The sequence below is a fragment of the Streptomyces sp. NPDC059256 genome, from assembly GCF_042753785.1.
Classification (GTDB): Bacteria; Actinomycetota; Actinomycetes; order Streptomycetales; family Streptomycetaceae; genus Streptomyces.
The window spans coordinates 43,035-64,538 of record NZ_JBHYZO010000006.1 but is presented as its reverse complement, the minus strand read 5'-3'; the positions used below and the strand labels follow the sequence as shown (position 1 = coordinate 64,538).

At 70.8% G+C, this 21,504-nt stretch carries 17 protein-coding genes; 10 read left to right on the top strand and 7 right to left on the bottom strand.

Features of this window, described 5'->3' with window-relative positions; all coding sequences use genetic code 11:
* Positions 1-37 precede the first annotated feature (37 nt).
* The 7 genes from ACFXJL_RS16160 to ACFXJL_RS16130 all read left to right on the top strand — a co-directional run bounded on the left by ACFXJL_RS16160 (position 38) and on the right by ACFXJL_RS16130 (position 6,813).
* A complete protein-coding gene (locus ACFXJL_RS16160; RefSeq protein WP_384692809.1) occupies positions 38-811 on the top strand; it encodes a pyrimidine reductase family protein in 774 nt (257 codons plus the stop codon).
* Between the two features lie 106 nt (positions 812-917).
* A complete protein-coding gene (locus ACFXJL_RS16155) occupies positions 918-1,388 on the top strand; it encodes an indole-3-glycerol phosphate synthase (protein ID WP_329024431.1) in 471 nt (156 codons plus the stop codon).
* 294 nt (positions 1,389-1,682) lie between these two features.
* On the top strand, positions 1,683-3,095 hold the full coding sequence (gene murC / locus ACFXJL_RS16150; protein ID WP_358878372.1) for a UDP-N-acetylmuramate--L-alanine ligase: 1,413 nt from the start codon (positions 1,683-1,685) through the stop codon (positions 3,093-3,095).
* Between the two features lie 12 nt (positions 3,096-3,107).
* Complete coding sequence (msrB, locus tag ACFXJL_RS16145) at positions 3,108-3,512, top strand: peptide-methionine (R)-S-oxide reductase MsrB (protein ID WP_358878373.1); 405 nt, start codon at positions 3,108-3,110, stop codon at positions 3,510-3,512.
* Positions 3,513-3,689: 177 nt separating this feature from the next.
* Positions 3,690-4,313 carry a nucleoside/nucleotide kinase family protein gene (locus ACFXJL_RS16140; RefSeq protein WP_384692805.1) on the top strand — a complete coding sequence of 208 codons (624 nt, stop codon included), beginning with the start codon at positions 3,690-3,692 and terminating at the stop codon, positions 4,311-4,313.
* Between the two features lie 342 nt (positions 4,314-4,655).
* On the top strand, positions 4,656-5,606 hold the full coding sequence (locus ACFXJL_RS16135) for a hypothetical protein (RefSeq protein ID WP_329024439.1): 951 nt from the start codon (positions 4,656-4,658) through the stop codon (positions 5,604-5,606).
* 82 nt (positions 5,607-5,688) lie between these two features.
* The gene (locus tag ACFXJL_RS16130) at positions 5,689-6,813 is read left to right on the top strand and encodes a M24 family metallopeptidase (protein WP_384692802.1); all 1,125 of its coding nucleotides are present in this window, start codon (positions 5,689-5,691) and stop codon (positions 6,811-6,813) included.
* 76 nt (positions 6,814-6,889) lie between these two features.
* Here the strand turns inward: ACFXJL_RS16130 and ACFXJL_RS16125 are convergent, their stop codons facing one another.
* Complete coding sequence (locus ACFXJL_RS16125) at positions 6,890-7,873, bottom strand: SDR family NAD(P)-dependent oxidoreductase (protein ID WP_384692799.1); 984 nt, start codon at positions 7,871-7,873, stop codon at positions 6,890-6,892.
* Between the two features lie 130 nt (positions 7,874-8,003).
* On the opposite strand from ACFXJL_RS16125, the gene ACFXJL_RS16120 reads away from it, so the two are divergent.
* Both ACFXJL_RS16120 and ACFXJL_RS16115 read left to right on the top strand, forming a co-directional pair.
* On the top strand, positions 8,004-9,344 hold the full coding sequence (locus ACFXJL_RS16120; RefSeq protein WP_384692797.1) for a sensor histidine kinase: 1,341 nt from the start codon (positions 8,004-8,006) through the stop codon (positions 9,342-9,344).
* A complete protein-coding gene (locus ACFXJL_RS16115; protein ID WP_384692794.1) occupies positions 9,341-10,003 on the top strand; it encodes a response regulator in 663 nt (220 codons plus the stop codon). The genes ACFXJL_RS16120 and ACFXJL_RS16115 overlap by 4 nt, the downstream gene beginning before the upstream one ends.
* Positions 10,004-10,139: 136 nt before the next feature.
* On the opposite strand, the gene ACFXJL_RS16110 is transcribed toward ACFXJL_RS16115, so the two are convergent.
* The 4 genes from ACFXJL_RS16110 to ACFXJL_RS16095 form a co-directional block, all read right to left on the bottom strand.
* The gene (locus ACFXJL_RS16110) at positions 10,140-11,126 is read right to left on the bottom strand and encodes an aldo/keto reductase (RefSeq protein ID WP_384692791.1); all 987 of its coding nucleotides are present in this window, start codon (positions 11,124-11,126) and stop codon (positions 10,140-10,142) included.
* A 46-nt stretch (positions 11,127-11,172) separates the two neighbouring features.
* On the bottom strand, positions 11,173-12,918 hold the full coding sequence (gene treZ, locus ACFXJL_RS16105) for a malto-oligosyltrehalose trehalohydrolase (protein WP_384692788.1): 1,746 nt from the start codon (positions 12,916-12,918) through the stop codon (positions 11,173-11,175).
* Positions 12,919-13,107: 189 nt separating this feature from the next.
* Positions 13,108-14,694: an SDR family oxidoreductase gene (locus tag ACFXJL_RS16100; protein WP_384692785.1), complete on the bottom strand. Its 1,587-nt coding sequence runs from the start codon at positions 14,692-14,694 to the stop codon at positions 13,108-13,110.
* 193 nt (positions 14,695-14,887) lie between these two features.
* The gene (locus ACFXJL_RS16095; RefSeq protein ID WP_384692782.1) at positions 14,888-15,787 is read right to left on the bottom strand and encodes a GNAT family N-acetyltransferase; all 900 of its coding nucleotides are present in this window, start codon (positions 15,785-15,787) and stop codon (positions 14,888-14,890) included.
* 296 nt (positions 15,788-16,083) lie between these two features.
* On the opposite strand from ACFXJL_RS16095, the gene ACFXJL_RS16090 reads away from it, so the two are divergent.
* The gene (locus ACFXJL_RS16090; protein ID WP_384632788.1) at positions 16,084-16,638 is read left to right on the top strand and encodes an FHA domain-containing protein; all 555 of its coding nucleotides are present in this window, start codon (positions 16,084-16,086) and stop codon (positions 16,636-16,638) included.
* 139 nt (positions 16,639-16,777) lie between these two features.
* Here ACFXJL_RS16090 and treY read toward each other — a convergent pair whose 3' ends face one another.
* Entirely contained in the window at positions 16,778-19,111 is a 2,334-nt protein-coding gene (gene treY, locus ACFXJL_RS16085) for a malto-oligosyltrehalose synthase (protein WP_384692778.1), read from the bottom strand.
* Positions 19,112-19,281: 170 nt separating this feature from the next.
* On the bottom strand, positions 19,282-21,462 hold the full coding sequence (glgX, locus tag ACFXJL_RS16080; RefSeq protein ID WP_358878385.1) for a glycogen debranching protein GlgX: 2,181 nt from the start codon (positions 21,460-21,462) through the stop codon (positions 19,282-19,284).
* Positions 21,463-21,504: the final 42 nt, after the last annotated feature.

Sequence of the window (21,504 nt, the reverse complement as noted above, 5' to 3'; positions counted from 1 at the left end):
AAGGTCCAACTGTAAGCGCCATGCCAGACTGCTTCCTATGCGACGCCTGCTCCCTGTGACCGATCAGACACTCGGCACGGACCGCGAATGGAATCTCGACGAGTTGGCGGACGCCTATGCGTACCCCGAGGAAACCGGGGATTCGGCGACCCCCTGGCTGCGGGCGAACATGGTCTCCTCGCTGGACGGGGCGGCCCAGCACGACGGCCGTTCGCAGCCCCTTTCCTGCTCCGCCGACATGCGGATCTTCGGCACTCTCCGAGGGCTGGCCGATGCGGTCGTGGTTGGTGCAGAAACGGTACGCCAAGAGGGTTACCGGCCAGCCAGGGCCCGGGATGCCTTCGCTGCCCGCCGCCTCGCCGCGGGCCAGGGTCCGGCGCCGGCGATCGCCGTGGTCAGCGCCTCGCTGGGGCTCGACTTCTCGCTGCCCCTGTTCACGGAACCGCTGGTGCCCACCGTGGTGCTCACGGGGGCCCAGGCGCCTGCCGAACGGGTCCGGGCGGCCCGGGCGGCCGGTGTCGATGTGGTGGTGGCGGGGGACGGGCCGGGCGTGGATCCGTCGAGGGCGCTCGCGGCGCTCGCGGACCGCGGTCTGGTCCGTCTGCTCACCGAGGGCGGGCCGCGGTTGCTGGGGCAGTTCGTCGCCTCCGGGACCCTCAACGAGTTCTGTCTGACCCTGTCGCCGACGATGACGGCGGGTGATGCCCAGCGGATCGCGGGCGGGCCCGCGGTGGCCGTGCCGGAGCAGTTCGCCCTCGTGGGGCTGCTGGAGGAGGCGGGGTTCCTTTTCACCCGCTACCGTCGCATCTGACAATCAGCGGAATTTACCGTTCCGGTTAGCTTCGGCTGGGCAGACTTACTCTCGCAGACCCCGTGCGGGCACGGGGAAGGATGGTTTCCGCAGAAGGGGTTCCGACGTGTTCACGAGCGTACTGATGATCGAGAAGCCCCTGACCTCGGAAGACGTGGACTTCGTCACCACCCTCCACGGGGCGGAAGGCGTGTCCTTCTTCGTGCTGATGCAGCCCCGTGGAGATCAGGCGGACGTCCTGCTCCGCGCGATCGACGACATGGCGCTCGGCGAGGTCGACCAGGCGGTGCACGAGGGGGACGAGCCCGAAGGGCACGAGGCGAAGGCACCGGCCGAGCGGGCCTTGGAGCACTCCGTGGCCGCCCTGCGTCAAGCGGGTTGCCAAGCCGATGGGGAGGTGGTGGAAGACCACCCCCTGGACCGGCTGAAGGCCGTCGTGGAGGACAAGGGCGCGGACGAAGTGATCGTGCTGACCGCTCCGCACTACGTGGAGGAGTTCTTCCACCGGGACTGGGCCTCCAGGGCCCGCCACAAGGTGGGCGTACCCGTTCTGAAGCTCTTCGCGCACAGCGAGTAGGGCCGCGCGGCCGTCGGGGCGCCCGGTCGCGGCGGCTCGCCGCCCCCGCCCGGCCCTGTCCCGCCCGCCCGGCCCCGTCCCGCCCGGGCGGCCCAGTGAGGTTCCGCGGTCGGGCGCTCGCACCGGCGCCGTTCCCGCCCACGCCGTGGCTCCTGCCGGTGGTGGGCCGCGGCGGAACGCCGGTGCGCCGCCCACGTCACCGCCAGCGCATAGGCTGGACCCGCCCGCACGTGCCCTCAGCAGCGCGTCCGCGGCGCGGTCAGCACCATCCGTACACCGTGGGGAGACACACGCATGGCACCCGCCGTCCCTGGCACTCTGGAGCGCCCGCACTTCATCGGCATCGGCGGCGCCGGGATGTCGGGCATCGCCAAGATCCTCGCCCAGCGGGGGGCCAAGGTCGCCGGCAGCGACGCCAAGGACTCGCCCACGGCAGAAGCCCTGCGCGCCCTCGGCGCGACCGTCCACATCGGCCACGCCCCTGCCCACCTCGCCGAGGACGCCAGCTGTGTCGTGGTCTCCAGCGCCATTCGCGCCGACAACCCCGAACTGGTGCGCGCCGGTGAGCTCGCCATTCCGGTGGTGCACCGCTCCGACGCGCTGGCCTCGGTCATGACCGGTCTGCGCTCCATCGCGGTGGCGGGCACCCACGGCAAGACCACCACCACGTCCATGCTGGCCGTCGCACTCTCCGGGCTCGACCTGGACCCCTCGTACGCCATCGGCGGCGATCTGGAGGGCCCTGGGACGAACGCGGGCCACGGCGGCGGCGACATCTTCGTCGCCGAGGCGGACGAGAGCGACCGCAGCTTCCAGAAGTACGACCCCGCGGTCGCGATCGTCCTCAACGTGGAGCTGGACCACCACGCGAACTACGCCTCGATGGACGAGATCTACGAGTCGTTCGAGACCTTCATCGGCAAGATCGTCCCGGGTGGCACCCTGGTGATCTCCGCCGATCAGCCGGGCGCGGTCGAACTGACCTCTCGGGTGCGCGACCGCTCCGAGCTCAACGTTGTCACCTACGGCGAGTCCGACAACGCCGACGTGCGCATCCACAAGATCACCCCACGCGGGCTCACCAGCGAGGTCACGATCCTGCTGGCCGGCCGCTTCCTGACCTTCACCGTCTCCGTCCCCGGCCGGCACTACGCCAACAACGCGGTGGCCGCACTGGCGGCGGGCGTCGCCCTCGGCATCCCCGCGCACAACCTCGCATCGGCGATCGGCGGCTACACCGGGGTCAAGCGCCGGCTCCAGTTGAAGGGCGAGGCCGCGGGCGTCCAGGTCATCGACTCCTACGCCCACCACCCGACCGAGATGACGGCCGACCTGGAGGCCATGCGCTCGGCCGTCGCCGCGGGCACCCGGCTCCTCGTCGTCTTCCAGCCGCACCTGTTCTCGCGCACCCAGGAACTCGGCACCGAGATGGGACAGGCACTGGCCCTGGCCGACGCCTCCATCGTCCTGGACATCTATCCGGCGCGCGAAGACCCGATCCCTGGCGTCACCAGCGAGCTGATCGTCAATGCCGCACTGGCGGCGAGCGCCGCGGTCACCGCCGTCCACGACAAGGCGGCCGTCCCGGCAGCCGTCGCGGGAATGGTCAAGCCGGGTGATCTCGTTCTCACCATGGGCGCCGGAGACGTCACGGACCTCGGTCCGGCGATCCTGGCGCATCTGACGCACTCGGGCCCGGCGAACTGAGGGAGCCGCTTCATGGCGTACGACATCGAGAAGCCCGACGAGCAGTGGCAGGCCGAGCTGAGCCCTGCCGAATTCCAGGTGCTCCGCAGGGCCGGCACGGAACCGGCCTTCACCGGTGAGTACACGGACACGAAGACCGCAGGTGTGTACTCCTGTCGCGCGTGCGGTGCGGAGCTGTTCCGCTCGGACACCAAGTTCGAGTCCCACTGCGGATGGCCGTCGTTCTTCGACCCCAAGGACACGGACGCGGTCGAACTGATCGAGGACAGGTCCCACGGGATGGCCCGTACCGAGGTGCGCTGCGCCCGCTGCGGATCGCACCTCGGCCATGTGTTCGCGGGGGAGGGGTATCCCACCCCGACCGACCAGCGGTACTGCATCAACAGCATTTCGCTGAAGCTGACGCCGGACGAGTGATCGGGTGGCCCCCGGGCCCTCCCGGCACGTCCGGAACCGCACCCGTCCGCAGCGATCGGGTGCGGTTCAGGCCCCCTGCGGAGGACCCCCAGGGGTGGTCTGCGCACGCGTATCGAGCAGGGTCATACGTAACACCTCTGGGGGTTGGGGAGGGGGCGGATGCATGACAATGTCCCCATGCGCACCCTCCCGATTCCCTTGCTGACCCGGGCCCGAGCCCTGGCGGTGCCCGGAAGGCGGCGGCTGTTGGGGATCGCCGGAGCCCCGGGATCGGGAAAGTCCACGCTCGCCGCCCGTCTCGTCGAGGCCCTCGACGGCCGGGCCGCCCTCGTACCGATGGACGGATTCCACCTCGCCCAGGCGGAACTGCTCCGGTTGGGCCGCGCCGAACGCAAGGGCGCGCCCGACACCTTCGACGCCGATGGATATCTCGCCCTCCTGACCCGACTGCGCACCCCCACGCCTGCCTCCACCGTCTACGCCCCGACCTTCGACCGAAGGCTGGAGGAGCCCGTCGCCGGCAGCATCCCCGTCGGCGCGGACGTGCCACTGGTCATCACCGAGGGGAACTACCTCCTGTACGACGAAGGCCCCTGGGCGGCGGTCCGTCCCCTGCTCGACGACGTCTGGTTCCTGGAACTGGACGACGGGGTGCGCCACCGGCGGTTGATCGGCCGACATGTGCGCCACGGGAAGGAACGCCCCGCCGCCGAGCGTTGGGTGCGCGGGTCCGACGAGTCCAACGCCCGACTGGTCGCCCTGGGCCGGGACCGCGCCGATCTGATCGTGTCGATGGACTGACGATCGGGGGAGCGGGACCGACAGGGCAATCGGCATCCGATTCATCGGCGGACGCGCCCGGCCCCGCGATCGGTGTTCGGCGCCCGACGCCCAGTACCCGACGCCCAGTACCCGACACCGCGGTGAACGCCCGGTACCTCGGCGCCGATCCCCCCGCCCCAGCCCGTGGAGCCGCCACTCGTGCCGACGCAGGCCCGATTCCCCGCGCACGGCACCCGTGGTGCGTAGTCGTGGTGACACCCTCCGCGATGAGGGGTGTCAGTCGCGGTGGGTAGGCTCGAAAGCGGGCAGGGATCGGCGCAGGAGCCAGGTGGGTGGAGCGTCGGATGAAAGGCGGTTGATGTGGGGTTGTTCCGGCGAGGGCCGAAGCGGGATCGACAGGATGCGCCCCGGGACGCCGAGTTTCCCTACTTCTCCGTCGACGAGGGTGCTCGATTCCGCGGGCAGGTGCGCGAGGCGTTCGCCGAGCAGGGGTTGGAAGTGACGGTCTTCGCGGATGCCGTGACCGACAGCGCGGGCCGCCAGTTCGGTCTGGCCAATCTCGCTGCCGTACTGCACAACGACGATCGGGGCCCGCGCTCCTGGCCGGAGTTGGTCCGCAGACACGTCGGCATGGTGTTGCGGACGATGGACGCGCCCTCGGCGCTCGACACGCTCCCCACCGAACAGATCCGGGCCCAGCTCTACCCCAGGGTGCTGGGCGCCGACGGCTTCGACCCGCGGAACTTCGCGTATGCGCGTGCGCTCGCCCCCGGACTCCACGAGATCATCGCGCTCGACCTTCCCGAGAGCGTCATGATGCTCACCGACGAGGCGCTCGAACCCCTCGGTGACCTTCCCTATCTGCGGGAACAGGCCCTCTACAACCTCCGCGGACTGCCCATCGAAGCCCATGAGACCGTCAAGGGCGACGACGGCATGCGCTTCGAGGTCATCCTCGGTGACTCCTTCTACACGGCGAGCCGAGTGCTCGCCCTGGAGAGCGTGGTCCGGGAGGTGACCGGAGACACCCTCACGGGCGACGGCGCCCTGGTGGCGATGCCCTTCCGCCATCAGTTGGCCTTCCACGTCATCCGGGACACCCGGGTGATCCCCGCACTCAATGCCATGGCTTCCTTCGCCGCCTCCGGGTTCACGGACACGCCCGGTGCGATCAGTCCCTATGTCTACTGGTGGCACGACGGTGTGCTCACCCAGCTCAGCGACCGCGAGGAGGACGGCGACGGACTACGGATCGTCGTCGGCGAGGAGTTCCGGGCGCTGCTGGAGCGACTGGTGGCCGACGACGACTGAGGGCCGTATCGCGGTGGGTCCCGGGGCCGATGCCCGGCGGTGCGCGGTCGCGTCACCTGCCGGGCGGGGGGAGTATGGGCTCATGTCCACCACGCCCGCGCCCTTCACCGCAGCCGACTACCGGGCCCGGATGGCGCGCGCCGCCCGAGCCGCCGCGGACGCGGGACTCGCCGGTGTGCTGGTCGCGCCCGGCCCCGATCTGGTCCACCTCACCGGCTACCGGCCCACGGCGGCCACCGAGCGGCTCACCGTCCTGGTCCTGCGGGACGGCCGGGATCCGGTGCTGGTCGTCCCCACGCTGGAAGCGCCCGATGCCGAGCAGGCCGCAGGTGCCGCGGCGCTGACCCTGCGGGACTGGACCGACGGCCACGACCCGTACGCCGTGACCGCCCCGCTCCTGGTGTCCGACGGCAGGTTCGCCGTCAGCGACAACACCTGGGCGATGCATCTCCTCGGTCTCCAACAACTCCTGCCGGCCAGTTCCTACATCGCCCTGACCGAGGCACTGCCCATGTTGCGGGCCGTGAAGGACGCCCATGAGCTGGAACGGCTGGCCGCGGCTGGCGCGGCGGCCGACGCCACCTATGAAGAGATCATCAAGGTCCCGTTCGCCGGCCGCAGGGAGACCGAGGTCGCCGGCGACCTCGCCGACCTGCTGCGGCAGTTCGGCCACTCCCAGGTCGACTTCACCGTCGTCGGTTCCGGCCCCAACGGAGCCAACCCCCACCACGAGGCATCGGACCGGACCATCGACGTCGGTGACATGGTCGTCCTCGACTTCGGCGGCCTCAAACACGGGTACGGCTCCGACACCACCCGCACGGTGCATGTCGGCGAGCCGTCCCCCGCCGAACAGCACATCCACGACGTCGTACGGGAGGCACAGGAGGCGGGCTTCGCGGCGGTGCGCCCCGGGGTCGCCTGCCAGGAGGTGGACCGCGCCGCCCGCGAGATCATCGAAGAGGCGGGATACGGGGACCTGTTCATCCACCGCACGGGCCACGGCATCGGGGTCACCACCCATGAGCCGCCCTACATGATCGAGGGTGAGGAACAGCCCCTCGTGCCCGGGATGTGCTTCTCCGTGGAGCCGGGCATCTACCTTCCGGGCCGGTTCGGGGTCCGTATCGAGGACATCGTCACGGTGACGGACGACGGCGGGCGTCGACTGAACAACACCGACCACGCGATGGCGATCGTCGGCTGACCCCAGCGGCTGACCCCACGGCCACCGGATGCTGTCGGGCCGCCCCGACACCGCCCCGAAACCGGCGCGCGGAACATCACGCCCTGCTCGGCTGGACCATCTTCCGTCCGGCCGAGACCCCACCGTCCACGGACACCGAAGCGCCCGTCATATAGGCGAAGTCGTCCGACGCCAGCCCGAGGACGGCTCGGGCGATCTCGTCCGCCTCCGCCATGCGCTCAAGACCGTCGATGTTGAGCGGCCCGAACGCCGCCTTGTACTGCGCCCACCCCGTGTCGGGGATGCCCGCGGGGCGGACGAAGGGCGTGTCCGTCGTCCCCGGCAGCAAGGCGTTGACCCGGATCCCGCTGGGCCCGTAGGCGAGGGCGGCGGCCTTCACGATGCCCTGGACGGCGCGTTTGCTCGCGGTGTACGCGGACCCGGTGGGCCGCGCCTGTTCGGCGGCCGAGGACGAGGTGCAGATGATGACGCCGCGACCCGCTTCGAGCATGTGGGGGATCACGTACTTGATGGCGAGGAAGACCCCCCGGACATTGGTGGACTGCACGTCGTCCCACTCCTCGACGCTGAGTTCGTGAGGGAGCCGACTGCTGCCGATGCCCGCGTTGTTGAACGCCACGTCGATGCGGCCGTATCGGTTCGCCACCTCGTCGACGAAGCTCCGCACCTGCTCGGGCACCCGGACGTCGGCCCGTACGTACAGGGCTTCGCCGCCCGCGGCCCGGATCTCCCGTTCCACCTGGTGTCCCAACTCCTCCCGTCTGCCGCAGAATCCGACCCGGGCGCCGGCCGCGGCGAACGCCTTCGCACTCGCCCTGCCGATGCCCGAGGTGGCGCCCGTGATGAGGACCGTCCTGTCCCGGAATCGGCCTCCACCGCGAGGCCCCCGTGGACTCGCCGCCGCCCGGGTCGCCCCCGCACCCGTGACCCCGGCGACTCCCAGCGCCGCCGCGCCACCGATGAGGGACCTGCGACCCACCGGACCCACCGGGCCCGACGGTCCCGGGCGCCCTGCGAGGGTTGGGTTCTCCTGTGTACTCGTACGTGGTGTGGTGTTCATGGCACCGACCCTCGCAGGGCATCGGGGTGGGCGGCTCCACCGTCCGGGCCGAGGTCGCGGCCGGTGGGAGGAGTCGCCTCCTGCCACGGCAGGACCCGGTGTCGCCCGTGCCCGCCCTATCGTGGAGCGGGTGAACCGCCCGAGGGTCGAGCTGGCGTTCGACGAGAGATTCGCCGCGCTGCGCGTCGTGGTGACCGGTGCCGCGTTGATCGGCAATGTGCTGTTGGTGGAGTCGGTGTCCGGCTGGCGGGAGTGGTGGCCTGCCGCGGTCGGCCTGCTCCTGAGCCTGATCGGCGTCCGATGGGCGCTTGCGGCGCTGGTCGCGCAGTCGTGCCTCCTCATGGCTGCACATGCGCTGGGCTCGGAGGTGGTTCCCGCACTGAAGGTGCTCGCCGCCGTCACCCTCTTCGAGTTGGCCCTGCGCCACAGGGGTGCCCGGCTGTTCGCCGGCACGATGGCCCTGGCCGCCGCGGTGGCCGCCAACCGGTGGGCGGACCTGCCCCAGGAACTCCCCACGGTCCTCTACAAGATGGGGATCGTCGCCGGGGTGCCGCTCCTCATGGGCTCCTACGTACGGGTCGCCCGCGATGCCGCCGAGCAGGCCCGTGCCCGGACGCGCCAGGAGGAGCGGCGCCAGGAGGAACGGCTGCTGGCCGTTCGCACCGCCGAACGCACCGCGATCGCAAGGGAGTTGCACGATCTGGTGGCCCACCATGTGTCGTCCATGGTGTTGCGCGTCGGGGTGGCCCGGCATGTCATCCTCGACGCACGGACACCGCACACCACGGAGGACATCCCTGGGTCCTCGGGTGCGAACTCCACCGTAAGGACGGGCGAGAGCCGCGCCGGAGCAGGCGCAGAACCCGCCACAGCCACTGGTGCAGTCACCGGCGCCGGCACGGCGATGGGGAGCTCCCCCGTGGACCCGAGGATCGTGGAGGTCTTCGACGACCTCCATACCAGCGGCAGCGCGGCCCTCGCCGACCTCAGACGTCTGGTCGCCGTGCTGCGCGATCCTGACGGCGTGGAACGGGGAGACGCCACCGTCGTCACGCCCGGATCGCTGACCGCCGCCCTGGAAGCGGTCGTGGCCCGCAGCGGACCCACCGGATTGGCCGTCGACGCCACGCTGGAACCGGCCGTCGCCCGGCTGGACGTGGTCCGCGGGCTCGCCGTGCTCCGACTCGTCCAGGAGGGCCTGGCCAACGCAGCCCGGCACGCCGGGCCGGGAGCACGCGCGGAGTTGACCGTACGGCTGGCTGACGACGGGGCCGCGCTCATCACCGTCCAGGACGACGGCCCCACCGATGGGAGACCGCCTGCGGCAGACACGGACGGGCACGGGCTGATCGGCATGCGAGAGCGCGTGGAACTCCTGGGCGGACGCCTGGACGCCGGCCCCTCGGGCGCCGGATGGCGCCTCGCAGCCGAACTGCCGCCGCCCGCACCGGAGCGGGAGCCGCGCCGATGACCGGTCTGCTCGTGGTCGACGACCAGCAACTCGTCCGCATGGGCCTGCGCATGCTCTTCGAACAGGCGGTCGACATCGAGATCCTGGGTGAGGCGGGCAGCGGCGCCGAAGGCGTGCGGTTGGCCGCGCACCTGAGGCCCGATGTCGTCCTCATGGACCTGCGGATGCCCGGCATGGACGGCATCACGGCCACCCAGCGCATCCTGGCGGCCCGGCCCGCCACCCGGGTCGTCGCCCTGACCACCTTCGACGACGACGACCACCTCTATCCGGCCCTGGCCGCAGGAGCCTGCGGATTCCTCGTCAAGGACACCCCGCCGGCCGAACTGCTCGACGGAGTGCGCAGGGCCGCCGTGGGGGAGGCACCCTTCAGCCGCGCGGTGCTGGGCAGGTTGATCAGCCGGGCAATCCACACCACGCACACCGACCGCGAAGACGGCCCCGACCCACTGATCCGGCAGCTCACCCCGCGGGAACGCGAGGTGCTCGCCCTGGTCGGAGCCGGGCTGGCGAACAAGGACATCGCCGACCGGCTGCATCTGGGGGTGACGACCGTGAAGACGCACATCGCCAACCTGATGGCGAAGACGGGTCGGGACAACCGCATCCGCCTGGCCGTGCTCGCCGTCCGTGCGGGCATCGTGGCGGAGACGGAGTGAGAGCCGACCGACGGGCACCCGGGAAACCCCCGAGGACCACCGGCCGGCATCCCGGACCGTGCTGGTTCTGGGAACAGACGGTCAACCCCGGTGTGGACCCGTCCCTGCGGATCCACCGGGCGCGGGCGTCAGCTCTTCACAACTGCGCCAACAGGTCGTAGGGGTAGGGCAGCGGTCGGTCGCTCGCCTCGGTCAACCGAGCCGACTGGTCGGCCGTCAACTCCCAACCCACCGCACCCAGATTGTCCACCGCCTGCTCCAGCGTCCGCGGCCCGATGATCGGCGCCGTCACTCCGGGCCGCTCCACCAGCCAACGCAACGCCACCTGCGACATGCTCCGCCCCGTCTCGGCCGCCACCTCGCGCACGGCGTCCAGGACCTGCCAGGTCTCCTCCGTGTCGTGGCGCCGCCAGCCCTGGTCACCGGACCGCTGTTCGAAGTACGCCTCGCGCGTGCCGGCCGGGGCCGACTCCATGCCGCGTTGGTACTTCCCCGTCAGCCAGCCCCCTTCGAGGGGCCGGTAGGGGATCACTCCGACGCCCAGTTCCGCACTCAACGGCAAGAGCTCCCACTCCGTCTCCCGCCGCAACAGGTTGTAGAGCGGCTGGAGGCTCGCGTACGGCTCCCAGCCCTGCTGTCGTGCCAGGTCCACCGAGCGTTGGAGCTGCGCCGCCGTCACATTGCTGGTGCCCGGATAGCGGACCTTGCCCGAGCGCACCAGGACGTCCAGGGCGGACAGCGCCTCCTCGATGGGGGTGCCGGAGTCCCAGACATGGGTCTGGTACAGATCGATGTGGTCGGTGCCGAGCCGCCGCAGGCTCGCTTCCACGGCCGAGATGATGTGCTTGCGACTCAGTCCGCCGTCGTTGGGCCCGTCCCCCATCGTGCCCCACACCTTCGTGGCGATGACGAGATCGTCCCGACGACGGCCTCTGAGCCAACGGCCGAGGATCTCCTCCGAGCCACCGCGGTCGTACATGTCGGCGGTGTCGATGAACGTTCCCCCGGCCTCCGTGAAGGCGTCGAGGATCGCATGCCCGTCCGTGTCGTCGGCGAAGCTCATGGTGCCCAGACACAACTCACTCACGCGCAGACCCGTACGGCCCAGTTTCCGCTGCTTCATACCGCGAGCCTAGGAAATGAAGTGGACTTGAGGTCAAGGGTGTTCGTCAGAAGTCCGCCAGGACCGCACAGGAGTGTCCGGGCAGTTCCAGCAGCCCGTCCGGGCCCGGCGCCGACACCTCGTCCCAGGCCGCGAGGACGCGTCCGCCGCGACCGAGCGGAATCGCCGCGCGCTCAGGGGAGAGATTGACGGCGATCCTCAGGTCACCTCGGCGCATCGCCAACCACCGCGCCTGTTCGTCGTACGCCACCTTCACCGCCGCGAGGTCGGGATCGGCCAGGTCGGACTGGGCGTGGCGCAGGGCGATGAGCTCGCGGTACCAGGCCAGCAGTCGGGCGTGCGGCTCCCGGTCGCGTTCGGAGCGGTCCAGCCGTGAGCGGTCCCATGTGGCCGGGTCCTGGGGGTCGGGGACCTCCGATTCCGCCCATCCGTGCGGGGTGAACTCCCGACGTCTGCCGTCCCGTACGGCCGCGCCGAGTTCGGGGTCGGTGTGATCGGTGAAGAACTGCCAGGGGGTGCCCGCGCCCCACTCCTCGCCCATGAACAGCATCGGAGTGTAGGGGCCGGTCAGCACCAGCACGGCGGCGCAGGCCAGCAACCCGGGGGAGAGGGAGGCGGAGAGCCGGTCGCCGAGTGCGCGGTTGCCGATCTGGTCGTGGGTCTGTGTGTACCCGACGAAGTGGTGGGCGGGGGTGCGGTTCACATCGACCGGGCGGCCGTGCGTGCGCCCGCGGAAGGTCGAGTACGTGCCGTCGTGGAAGAAGCCGTGGGTGAGCGTCTTGGCGAGTGCCGCGAGGGGTGCGGTGGCGAAGTCCGCGTAGTAGCCCTGGGCCTCACCCGTCAGCGCGGTGTGCAGGGCGTGATGGAAGTCGTCGTTCCACTGGGTGTGCAGTCCGATCCCACCGGCCTCGCGAGGGGTCGTGGTCCGTGGGTCGCAGCGATCCGATTCGGCGATCAGCGACAGCGGACGCCCCAACTCCCGCGAGAGCGCGTCGACGGCGGTGGACAACTCCTCCAGGAAGGTCAGGGCCCGGTCGTCGACGAGCGCGTGGACCGCGTCCAGCCGCAGACCGTCGAGCCGGTACTCCCGCAGCCAGGCCAGTGCGCTGCCCGCCAGATAGGCGCGGACCTCGTCCGAGCCCGGCGCATCGAGATTCACCGCGGCTCCCCACGGCGTCGTGCGCTCGGGGTTGAAGTACGGGCCGAAGGACGGCAGATGGTTGCCGGAGGGGCCCAGATGGTTGTGGACGACGTCCAACACCACCCCGAGGCCGTGTTCATGGGCCGTGTCGACGAACCGCTTCAGCGCCGCGGGGCCGCCGTAGGGTTCGTGCACCGCCCAGGGGGCCACACCGTCGTAGCCCCATCCGCGCACTCCGGGGAAGGGACACAGCGGCATCAACTCCACATGGGTGATGCCGAGGTCGGCGAGTTCGTCCAAGTGGGTGGCTGCCGCGTCCAAGGTGCCCTCGGGCGTGTAGGTGCCGATGTGCAGCTCGTAGAGCACCGCGTGGCGCAGGTCCAGCCCCGCCCAGCCGTGGCGCCAGACATGGGTGTCGGGCAGGACCACGGCGCTCGGTCCGTCCGGTCCGTCCGGTTGCCGGCGCGAGCGGGGGTCGGGCAGGACCACGCCGTCGTCCAGGGCGAAGCCGTAGCGTGCTCCCTCGCCCGCATCGGCTTCGACGCTCCACCACCCGGCCCGGCCCGGCGTCCGGGCCATCGCCTTCTCGGTGCCGTCCAGCCACAGCGTCACCCGGGCGGTGGCCCGTGGTGCCCATACGTCGAACTGCACTGGTGGTCCCCTCGTCGTCGCTACCCGGCCCGCCACGATCACCGGAAGGGATCAGACCGTGCGGCGTCTGCTTCCGGCGGAACCATCCTGGCAACCAACGGGGTCCGAAGCGGGGTGCCCGCGCCGATGACGCGCCGAACGACGGCGACCCATCGGGGTGCGGGCCGCAGAGTGTCCCTCGGCCGGCCGTCAGTCCGTCCCTCGGCCGGACCCGTTCGCCGTGGCCGCCCGGGCGATGTTGCGGGCCATCCCGCCGAAGACGACGGAGTGGAACGGCGACACGCTCCACCAGTAGGCGTGGCCCAGCAGCCCGCGAGGATGGAAGACGGCCCGCTGTCGGTACCTCGTACGGCCCTGGTCGTCCTGATCGGCGCGCATCTCCAGCCAGGCGAGACCCGGCAGCCGCATCTCCGCCCGCAGCCGCAGCAGTCGTCCGGGTTCGAGCTCCTCGACCCGCCAGAAGTCGAGTGAGTCGCCCACCCGCAGTCGCTGTGCGTCGCGGCGCCCCCGACGCAGGCCCACCCCGCCGACGAATCGGTCCAGCCATCCGCGGATCGCCCATGCGAGCGGGAAGGAGTACCAGCCGTTGTCCCCGCCGATGCCCTCGATCACCCGCCACAGGTCCTGCGGCGAGGCGTCGACCAGCAGCTGCCGCCGGTCGGTGTAGAGGCTTCCGCCGGCCCAGTCGGGGTCCGTCGGCAGGGGGTCGCTGGGCGCTCCGGGGAGGGAGGCGGAGGACCAGCGCGTGGTCACATTGGCGTCCTGGACCCGCTGGAGCGCGAGCGTCAGCGCCTTCTGGAAGCCGAACGGCCGCCCGGGTGGATCCTGGACGTACCGTGCGATGTCGTGCTCCTGGCAGATCACCTCGTGCCGCAGGGACTCCGTGAGCGGACGGGCGATGGAGTGCGGTACGGGGGTGACCAGGCCGACCCAGTGGCTCGACAGCCGGGGGGTGAGCACCGGTACCGGAACGATGAGCCGTCGGGGCAGCTTCGCGATGGCCGCGTACCCCCGCATCATGTCGAGGTAGGTGATGACGTCCGGTCCGCCGATGTCGAAGGTGCGGTTGACGTCCGCGGGCATCCGGGCCGAGCCGACCAGGTAGCGCAGTACGTCCCTGACGCCGATCGGTTGGATCCTGGTCCGCACCCAACTGGGGGTGACCATCACCGGGAGGCGCTCGGTCAGATAGCGCAGCATCTCGAAGGAGGCCGAGCCGGATCCGATGATCACCGCGGCCCGGAGCACCGTGGTCGGCACCGGTGAGTCCAGCAGGATTCGGCCCACCTCCGCCCGGGAGCGCAGATGGGGCGAGAGGGTGTGCACGGGAACCCCCTGCGGGGTGAGCCCGCCCAGATAGACGATGCGGCGCACTCCCGCCGCGTGGGCCTGTTCGGCGAAGATCCGGGCGGCTTCCCGGTCGGTGCGTTCGAAGTCCGATCCGGTGCCCAGGGCGTGGACCAGGTAGTACGCCACGTCGATGTCCTCCATCGCACGCGCCATGGAGTCCGCGTCGAGCACATCGCCGCGGACCGTCTCCACGTCCTTCGCCCAGGGGTGGTCGCGCAGCTTCTCGGGGGAGCGGGCGACCGTACGCACCGAGTGGCCCGCAGCCAGCAGTTCCGGCACCAGTCGGCCCCCGATGTACCCGGTGGCTCCGGTCACCAGAGTGCGCAGGGCCGGGCCCGGTTCCGCCGTGGAGCCTTCGGCTCCTCGCCGGGGGTCCGACGCGTCCGTGCGGGGCGGGTGGGGGTCCTGCGGTCCGTCCGTCGTCATAGCGGTCTCCCTCCGTCCCCATCCTCGGGGATCGCTGCGCTGCCCGCGCTTCGGGCGGCCGGCCCCTGTCGACGGGCGGCTGCCCGGACCGGGCAGCCGCCATGCACGATTCGCCGGGCCGGCCCCTGTCGACGGGCCGGGAGGGTGCCGCCGTGGTGGCCGGTACGACCGGGCACCACGGCGGCGGAAGGGGTCAGGGCTGCGACGGGCCGGTGGCCAGGTGGATGCGCTCCCGGACCACCGGGTGTCCGGCCCTGGCGAAGTTCGCCGCCATGGGGAAGTTCCCCTGATCGGTGGCGCCCGCGATGAACTCGGCCCCCTGAGCGACCAGCACCTGGGTGCACTCGACCAGCAGGTCGTAGGCGTAGCCGTGGCCGCGTTGCTCCGGGACGACGCCGATGAAGCCGATACAGGGGCCGGACGGGTTGTGGGCGGGGATGTGCAGGCCCACGAGGTCGCCCCCGGGGGTGTACGCCAACTGCCACCAGTCGCGCGGCGATGGGCACCAGTGGAAGAAGTCCAACTCCTCCTGGGCCGCCTGGTCGAGCCCTCCTTCCTCGATCGCGCGCAGGGCGTGTGCGTCGAGCGTCGCCGAGTGCACCCGGCGCAGCACGTCCAGGATCACCGCATCATCGGGCTCGGGCCGGAACACCAGCCGTCCTGGCCGTTCCGGCAGTCCGCAGTCGGGCGTCCAGCGGTACTGGTAGCGCTCCACGAAGGGGTGCATGCCTGCTGCCCGGGCGACCCTGAGCCGGGTCTCACCGGCCGCGAGGAGCACCGGGTCATCCCGCCAGCCGGCGGGCAGATTGAGCAGGTACTCGACCGCGTAGGGGGAGGTGCGCAGCAGCTCTGCGCCTGCTTCCTCCTCGCCCTCGGCGACATCGAGCCAGTTCAGCTCGATGGGTGCAGTGTCCTTAGGACCGCCCCACCAGGCGGCCCGTGCGACGACCTCACCGTCGCGCAGGGCGACCCGCTGCCACTCGGGGCGGAAGGTCACATGGGACATCGCCTCGCCCACGCGGAGCGGGTCGGGCAGGGAGTCGAAGAGATGTGCGTCGCGCTCACCGAGCGCGCGGATGACCAGATCGGTCATGGAGAAGCCTCCGGGAAGAGATGCGTGAGCGCTCCCGGTCAGACTGCGAACGCCGGGCGGACGGGGCGGGAGCGCGGGAACGGTGGGATGTGCACGGCACTCGCCTCCTCTCCGTCGGACCTGGGCGTTGGTGATCACGCTAGCCCTTCGGTGCGTGTGCCGTCCACTTATTTCTGGTGGGGCCTGGTGAGTGCCGCCTGGCCGTCCGGGAGGTCCCCACCGATGCCAACCGGCCATGGAGTGCCGCTGTTGCTTTTTTCTGGACACCTTCCGCCCGGCCGCGGACAATTGAGGATGTGACGTCGCCCCCCGAGTTCCCCACGTACTCCGCTCCCGTACGGCTTTCGGACGCCGAGCGGGATCGGGTCGTCGGTGTGCTCAGGGAGGGCGCTGCCCAGGGCAAGCTGTCGCACGACACGTTCCTACGCCGGATGGAACTGGCCCTGGTGGCCCACCGTGCCGAGGATCTGAAGGCCCTGACCGCGGACCTCGGAGCCGAGGGGAGGCTCTCGCACCGCGTCGTCAGCGCCGTCAGCGGGGTGTCCGCGTTCTTCGTCCGGTTGCGCAGGGCCTGGCACACGGAGAAGTTGCCGCCGCTGTTGTTCCCGGAGCCGGGGCCCTACCCCCTGCGCATCGGTCGCGACCCGGGCAACGGTCTGCGGTTGAGCCATGAGAGCGTCTCGCGGTCGCACGCGGAACTGATCCTGAACAACAGCGTCTGGCTGCTGCGCGATCTGGGTTCCACCAACGGGACCACGGTCAATGGGCGGCGGGTCACGGGCGCGGTGCCGGTGCGGGACGGTGACATGGTCGGGTTCGGCCATATGTGCTTCCGGTTGACCGCTCGCTGATCGGCTGTGACCACTGGCCCGGGCTTGATCCCATGAACCGGTGAACCGGTGAACCGGTGAACCGGGGCCGGGACGGCCGTGCGCCGCGCCGGACCGTCGGGACCGACCCGGCAGAAACGCGGCGCAGGTCACCGGCGCGTCAGCCCTCGGCTCGTACCAGGAGCGCGACGGGCCCCGGTCCGAAGAGGTCCGCCGCCCGTACCGGACCACCCGTCAGCCGCCGTCCCGCTGTCAGGAGATCGCTCCACACGCCCTCCGGCAGCAGTACCTCGGTGTCCGCCCAACCGCCCGCCCGCTCCAGCCGCAGCGACAGCCGGGTGACGGCCACCACCACCTGTCCCGTACGCGAGTAGGCGACGCAGTGGGCCGCGGCTGCTCCGCGCACCGCCAGTGGTGCGTAGCTCCCCGACGCGCCGAAGACCTCCGGGCGCTCCGCGCGCAGCCGCAGTGCCGCGCAGGTGAGCGCGGTCTTCTCGTCCGCGGCCTCTTCTGTGAACGGGTCCCGGTTGTCCGGATCGACCAGGGCGAGATAGGTGCGTTCGGTGCCCTGGTAGAGGTCGGGCACCCCCGGCACGGTCAGTTGGAGCAGGGTCGCCGCCAGCACCTGGGCCCGTACATGGGGAGCCAGCGCCCGCGCGAAGAGGGCCACCGAGTGCAGTGGACGCCCGGCCGGGCCGGCGGCCACGAAATCGGCGAGGGCCTGCTCATAGGCGGGGTTCGGCTCGGTCCAACCGGTCTGGAGGGCGGCCTCCCGAGCGCCCTTGAGCAGGGCGGAGCGCAGTCGCTCCCCGTAGGGGAAGCCGAATCCGATCGCGGTCTGCCAGGTGACCCACGCCAGTTGTGGGTCGGGCGCCCGTCCCCCCTCCTGGTGGGCGGTCTCCGCGGTGATCTGGCGCAAGAACTCCTCCCATCTTTCCGGGCACTGGGACAACACGGCGATCCGCGCTCGGACGTCGGCGCTCCGCTTGGTGTCATGGGTGGTCAGCACCACGCCGCCGGTGGGCCAGTCACGGGCCAGCCGCGCACAGTGCGCATGGAACTCGTCCGGCCCGACCGCCGGCCGTCCCGGATCGCCACCGACCTCGTTGGCCGAGAGCAACGGCGTGTACCGGTAGAACGCCGTGTCCTCGACGGCCTTGGCCCGCACCGCGGCACAGGTCTGGGCGAACCGCACCCGGAAGGCGACCTGGTCAGGACTTTCACCGAGCCGCCCCAGGGCCAGATCCCGCACGGTGTCCACGGCCGTGGCCTCCTCGGCCACCGAGAAGGTCGCCCGGGCGCTCGCCGCCGCCTTCAACGGCAGCGCCTCCTCGTCCCCACTGCCGTACGGGCGGTAGACCGGCACCCGCACCAGCAACTCGCGCACCGCCGCACGCAGCGCCCACGGCGCATGGTCCCGAAGGGCCATGTCCTGGGCGCACGCCCGCTCGGCCAACCGGGTCAGCGCCGCGGTCTCGGCCGCCAGTTCCCGGGTGACGACCCGATGGGCGGCGCGGCGGACCGTCGCATCCCAGTAACCGCCGCGATCACCGGCCGGGTTGGCGTACCGCCGGAACTGGCCGGCGAGCGCGTCCGCGCCCACCGGGTCGGTGAGGAGCCCGTCGATGTGCCGCAGCGTGTCGTACCCGGTCGTACCCGCCACCGGCCAGCTCGGAGGCAGCTGCTCGGCCCCGGTGAGGATCTTCTCGACCACCGTCCAGCAGGCGCCACTGGTGGCCGCGTCGAGCCGATGGAGATACCCCTCCGGGTCGGCGAGCCCGTCCGGGTGGTCGATCCGCAGTCCGGTCACCACACCGTCGCGGACCAGTTCGACGACCTTCGCATGGGTGGCGTCGAACACCTCCGGGTCCTCCACCCGCACCCCGATCAGCTCGGAGACGGTGAAGAACCTTCGGTACGTCAGTTCCGTGCGGGCCAGGCGCCACCAGCCGAGCCGGTAGAACTGGGCGTCCAGCAGCGCGGGCAGCGGCAGTCCTTCGGTGCCGGCCCGCAGCGGGAACCGGTGGTCGCCGTAGTGCAGCTCGCCGCCGTCGACGCTCAGCGCCCCGAGTTCGTCCCCGATCGGCCCACCGAGCACCGGCAACAGCACCCGGTCGCCCCCCGCGGCCCAGTCGATGTCGAACCAGCGCGCGTACGGCGACGATGGCCCCTCACGCAGGACCTCCCACAGTGCGGGGTTGTACCGCGGCACCGCGGCCATGTGGTTCGGCACCAGGTCGAGCACGAGCCCGAGGCCGTGCTCGCGCGCCGTGGCCGCGAGTGCCCGCAGACCCTCCTCACCACCCAGCTCCGCCCGCACCCGGGTCGGATCGGTGACGTCGTACCCGTGTGTCGACCCCGGCACCGCCTCCCACACCGGTGACAGATGCAGATGGGAGATGCCGAGGGAGGCGAGGTAGGGCACGGCCGCCGCGGCGGACGCGAACGGAAAGGCGGGCTGGAGCTGGAGGCGGTAGGTGGCATGGGGCGTCATGGTGGCGTACGTACCCGCCCGCGCGGGTTCTCTGTCACGACAGACAGCGGCGGACGGGTGGTGGAACGGCTCCAGGCCGGTGGACGGGCGGGGGGTTCCGTGGTCGGCGGACGGACGGGCCAGCGGCGGCGCCCCGGCGCGCCGGGGCCCCTACGGCGATGGAACGACCCCTACGCGGGCCGACGCAGCACCACCAGACTGTGCCCCGCCAGTGTCACCTGCTCGCCTGCCGCCACCTTCTCGCCTTCCTCCAGTCCATCCAGTGCATCCAGTCCCTCTAGTTCATCCAGTTCATCCAGCGATACAGCCCGGGGGCGGGCAGTGTCCACGACGATCCGCCAGAGCGGGCCATGACTGACCGGCACCCCGAAGTCCACCTCCCCGGGGCCGGCGTTGAACATCAACAGGAAGGAGTCATCACGGATGCGCTCCCCCCGGGGACCGGGTTCGGAGACGGAGTTCCCGTTCAGGAACACCGACAGGGCCCGGGTGTGCCGGGACTGCCAGTCCCGCTGGGTCATCTGCTCTCCTGCCGGATTGAACCAGGCGATGTCGGTGAGCTCGTCCTGACTGTCGTCGACCGGACCACCGCGGAAGAACCGTCTGCGCCGGAAGACGGGATGTTCGCGCCGTAGCCACACCATCGCCCGGGTGAACGCGAGCAGGGACTCCCCGTCGTCGTCCCCCTCCATCTCCCCCTGCGCGGGCCAGCGCACCCATGAGACCTCGTTGTCCTGGCAGTACGCATTGTTGTTACCGCCCTGGGTGCGGCCGAACTCATCGCCGTGGCTGAGCATGGGCACCCCCTGCGAGAGCATCAGCGTGGCGATGAAGTTGCGCATCTGACGCATCCGCAGCTCCCGCACCCGAGGATCGTCGGTCTCCCCCTCGACACCGCAGTTCCAGGAGCGGTTGTGGCTCTCGCCGTCCCGGTTCGACTCGCCGTTCGACTCGTTGTGCTTCTCGTCGTACGAGACCAGGTCGCGCAGGGTGAAGCCGTCATGGCAGGTGGCGAAGTTGACGGAGGCGAGCGGGCGTCGACCGTCGTTCTGGTAGAGGTCTGACGATCCGGTCAGCCGGGAGGCGAACTCCGCGAGCGTGCGCGGTTCCCCACGCCACAGGTCGCGCACACAGTCGCGGTACTTGCCGTTCCACTCGGTCCACAGCGGGGGGAAGTTTCCGACCTGATAGCCGCCCTCGCCCAGGTCCCACGGCTCGGCGATCAACTTCACCTGGCTGACGACGGGGTCCTGCTGGACGAGGTCGAAGAACGACGAGAGCCGGTCCACCTCGTGGAACTGCCGCGCCAAGGTGGCGGCCAGATCGAAACGGAAACCGTCCACGTGCATCTCGGTCACCCAGTACCGAAGCGAGTCCATGATCAGCTGGAGTACATGGGGGCTGCGCATCAGCAGCGAGTTCCCGGTGCCGGTCGTATCGGTGTACAGCCGGCGGTCCTCCTCGGCGAGACGGTAGTAGGAGGCGTTGTCCAGACCGCGGAAGGAGAGGGTCGGGCCGAGCTCATTGCCCTCCGCGGTGTGGTTGTAGACCACGTCGAGGATGACTTCGATGCCCGCCCGGTGCAGTGCCCGTACCGCTTCCTTGAACTCGGTGACCTGTTCGCCCCGGTCACCACGGGAGGCATACGCATTGTGCGGGGCGAAGAACCCGATCGTGTTGTAGCCCCAGTAGTTGTTCAGACCCGCGTCGACGAGCCGATGGTCGTGGATGAACTGGTGCACCGGCATCAGTTCGAGCGTCGTCACGCCCAGTTCCGTCAGATGCGAGATCACCGCGGGGTGGGCCAGTCCCGCGTAGGTGCCGCGTACCTCTGGCGGCAGCTCCGGGTGCAGCATGGTCAGGCCCTTGACGTGCGCCTCGTACATCACGGTGCGGTGGTAGTCGATGCGCGGGGGCCGGTCGTCCCCCCAGTCGAAGGAGGGGTCGACCACGACGGAGGCCATCGTGTGCGGCGCGGAGTCCAGCTCGTTGGCGGAGTCCGGTCGATCGAAGCGATAGCCGTACACCGACTCGCCCCAGTCGATGCTTCCGCTCATGGCACGGGCGTACGGGTCCAGCAACAACTTGGCCGAGTTGCATCGATGCCCCCGATCCGGCGCATACGGACCGTGCACCCGGAAGCCGTACCGCTGCCCCGGCATCACCCCCGGTAGATAGGCATGTCGCACGAAGGCGTCGGCCTCGCGCAGCTCCACCCTCGTCTCCGCACCGTCGTCGTCCAGCAGGCAGAGCTCGATGCGCCTCGCGACCTCCGAGTACACCGCGAAGTTGGTGCCCGCGCCGTCGTGGGTGGCGCCGAGGGGGTACGCCTGTCCTGGCCAGATTTGCATGCGTAGGGCCCTTCCGCGTCAATTCCGGCGATCGTCGATTCA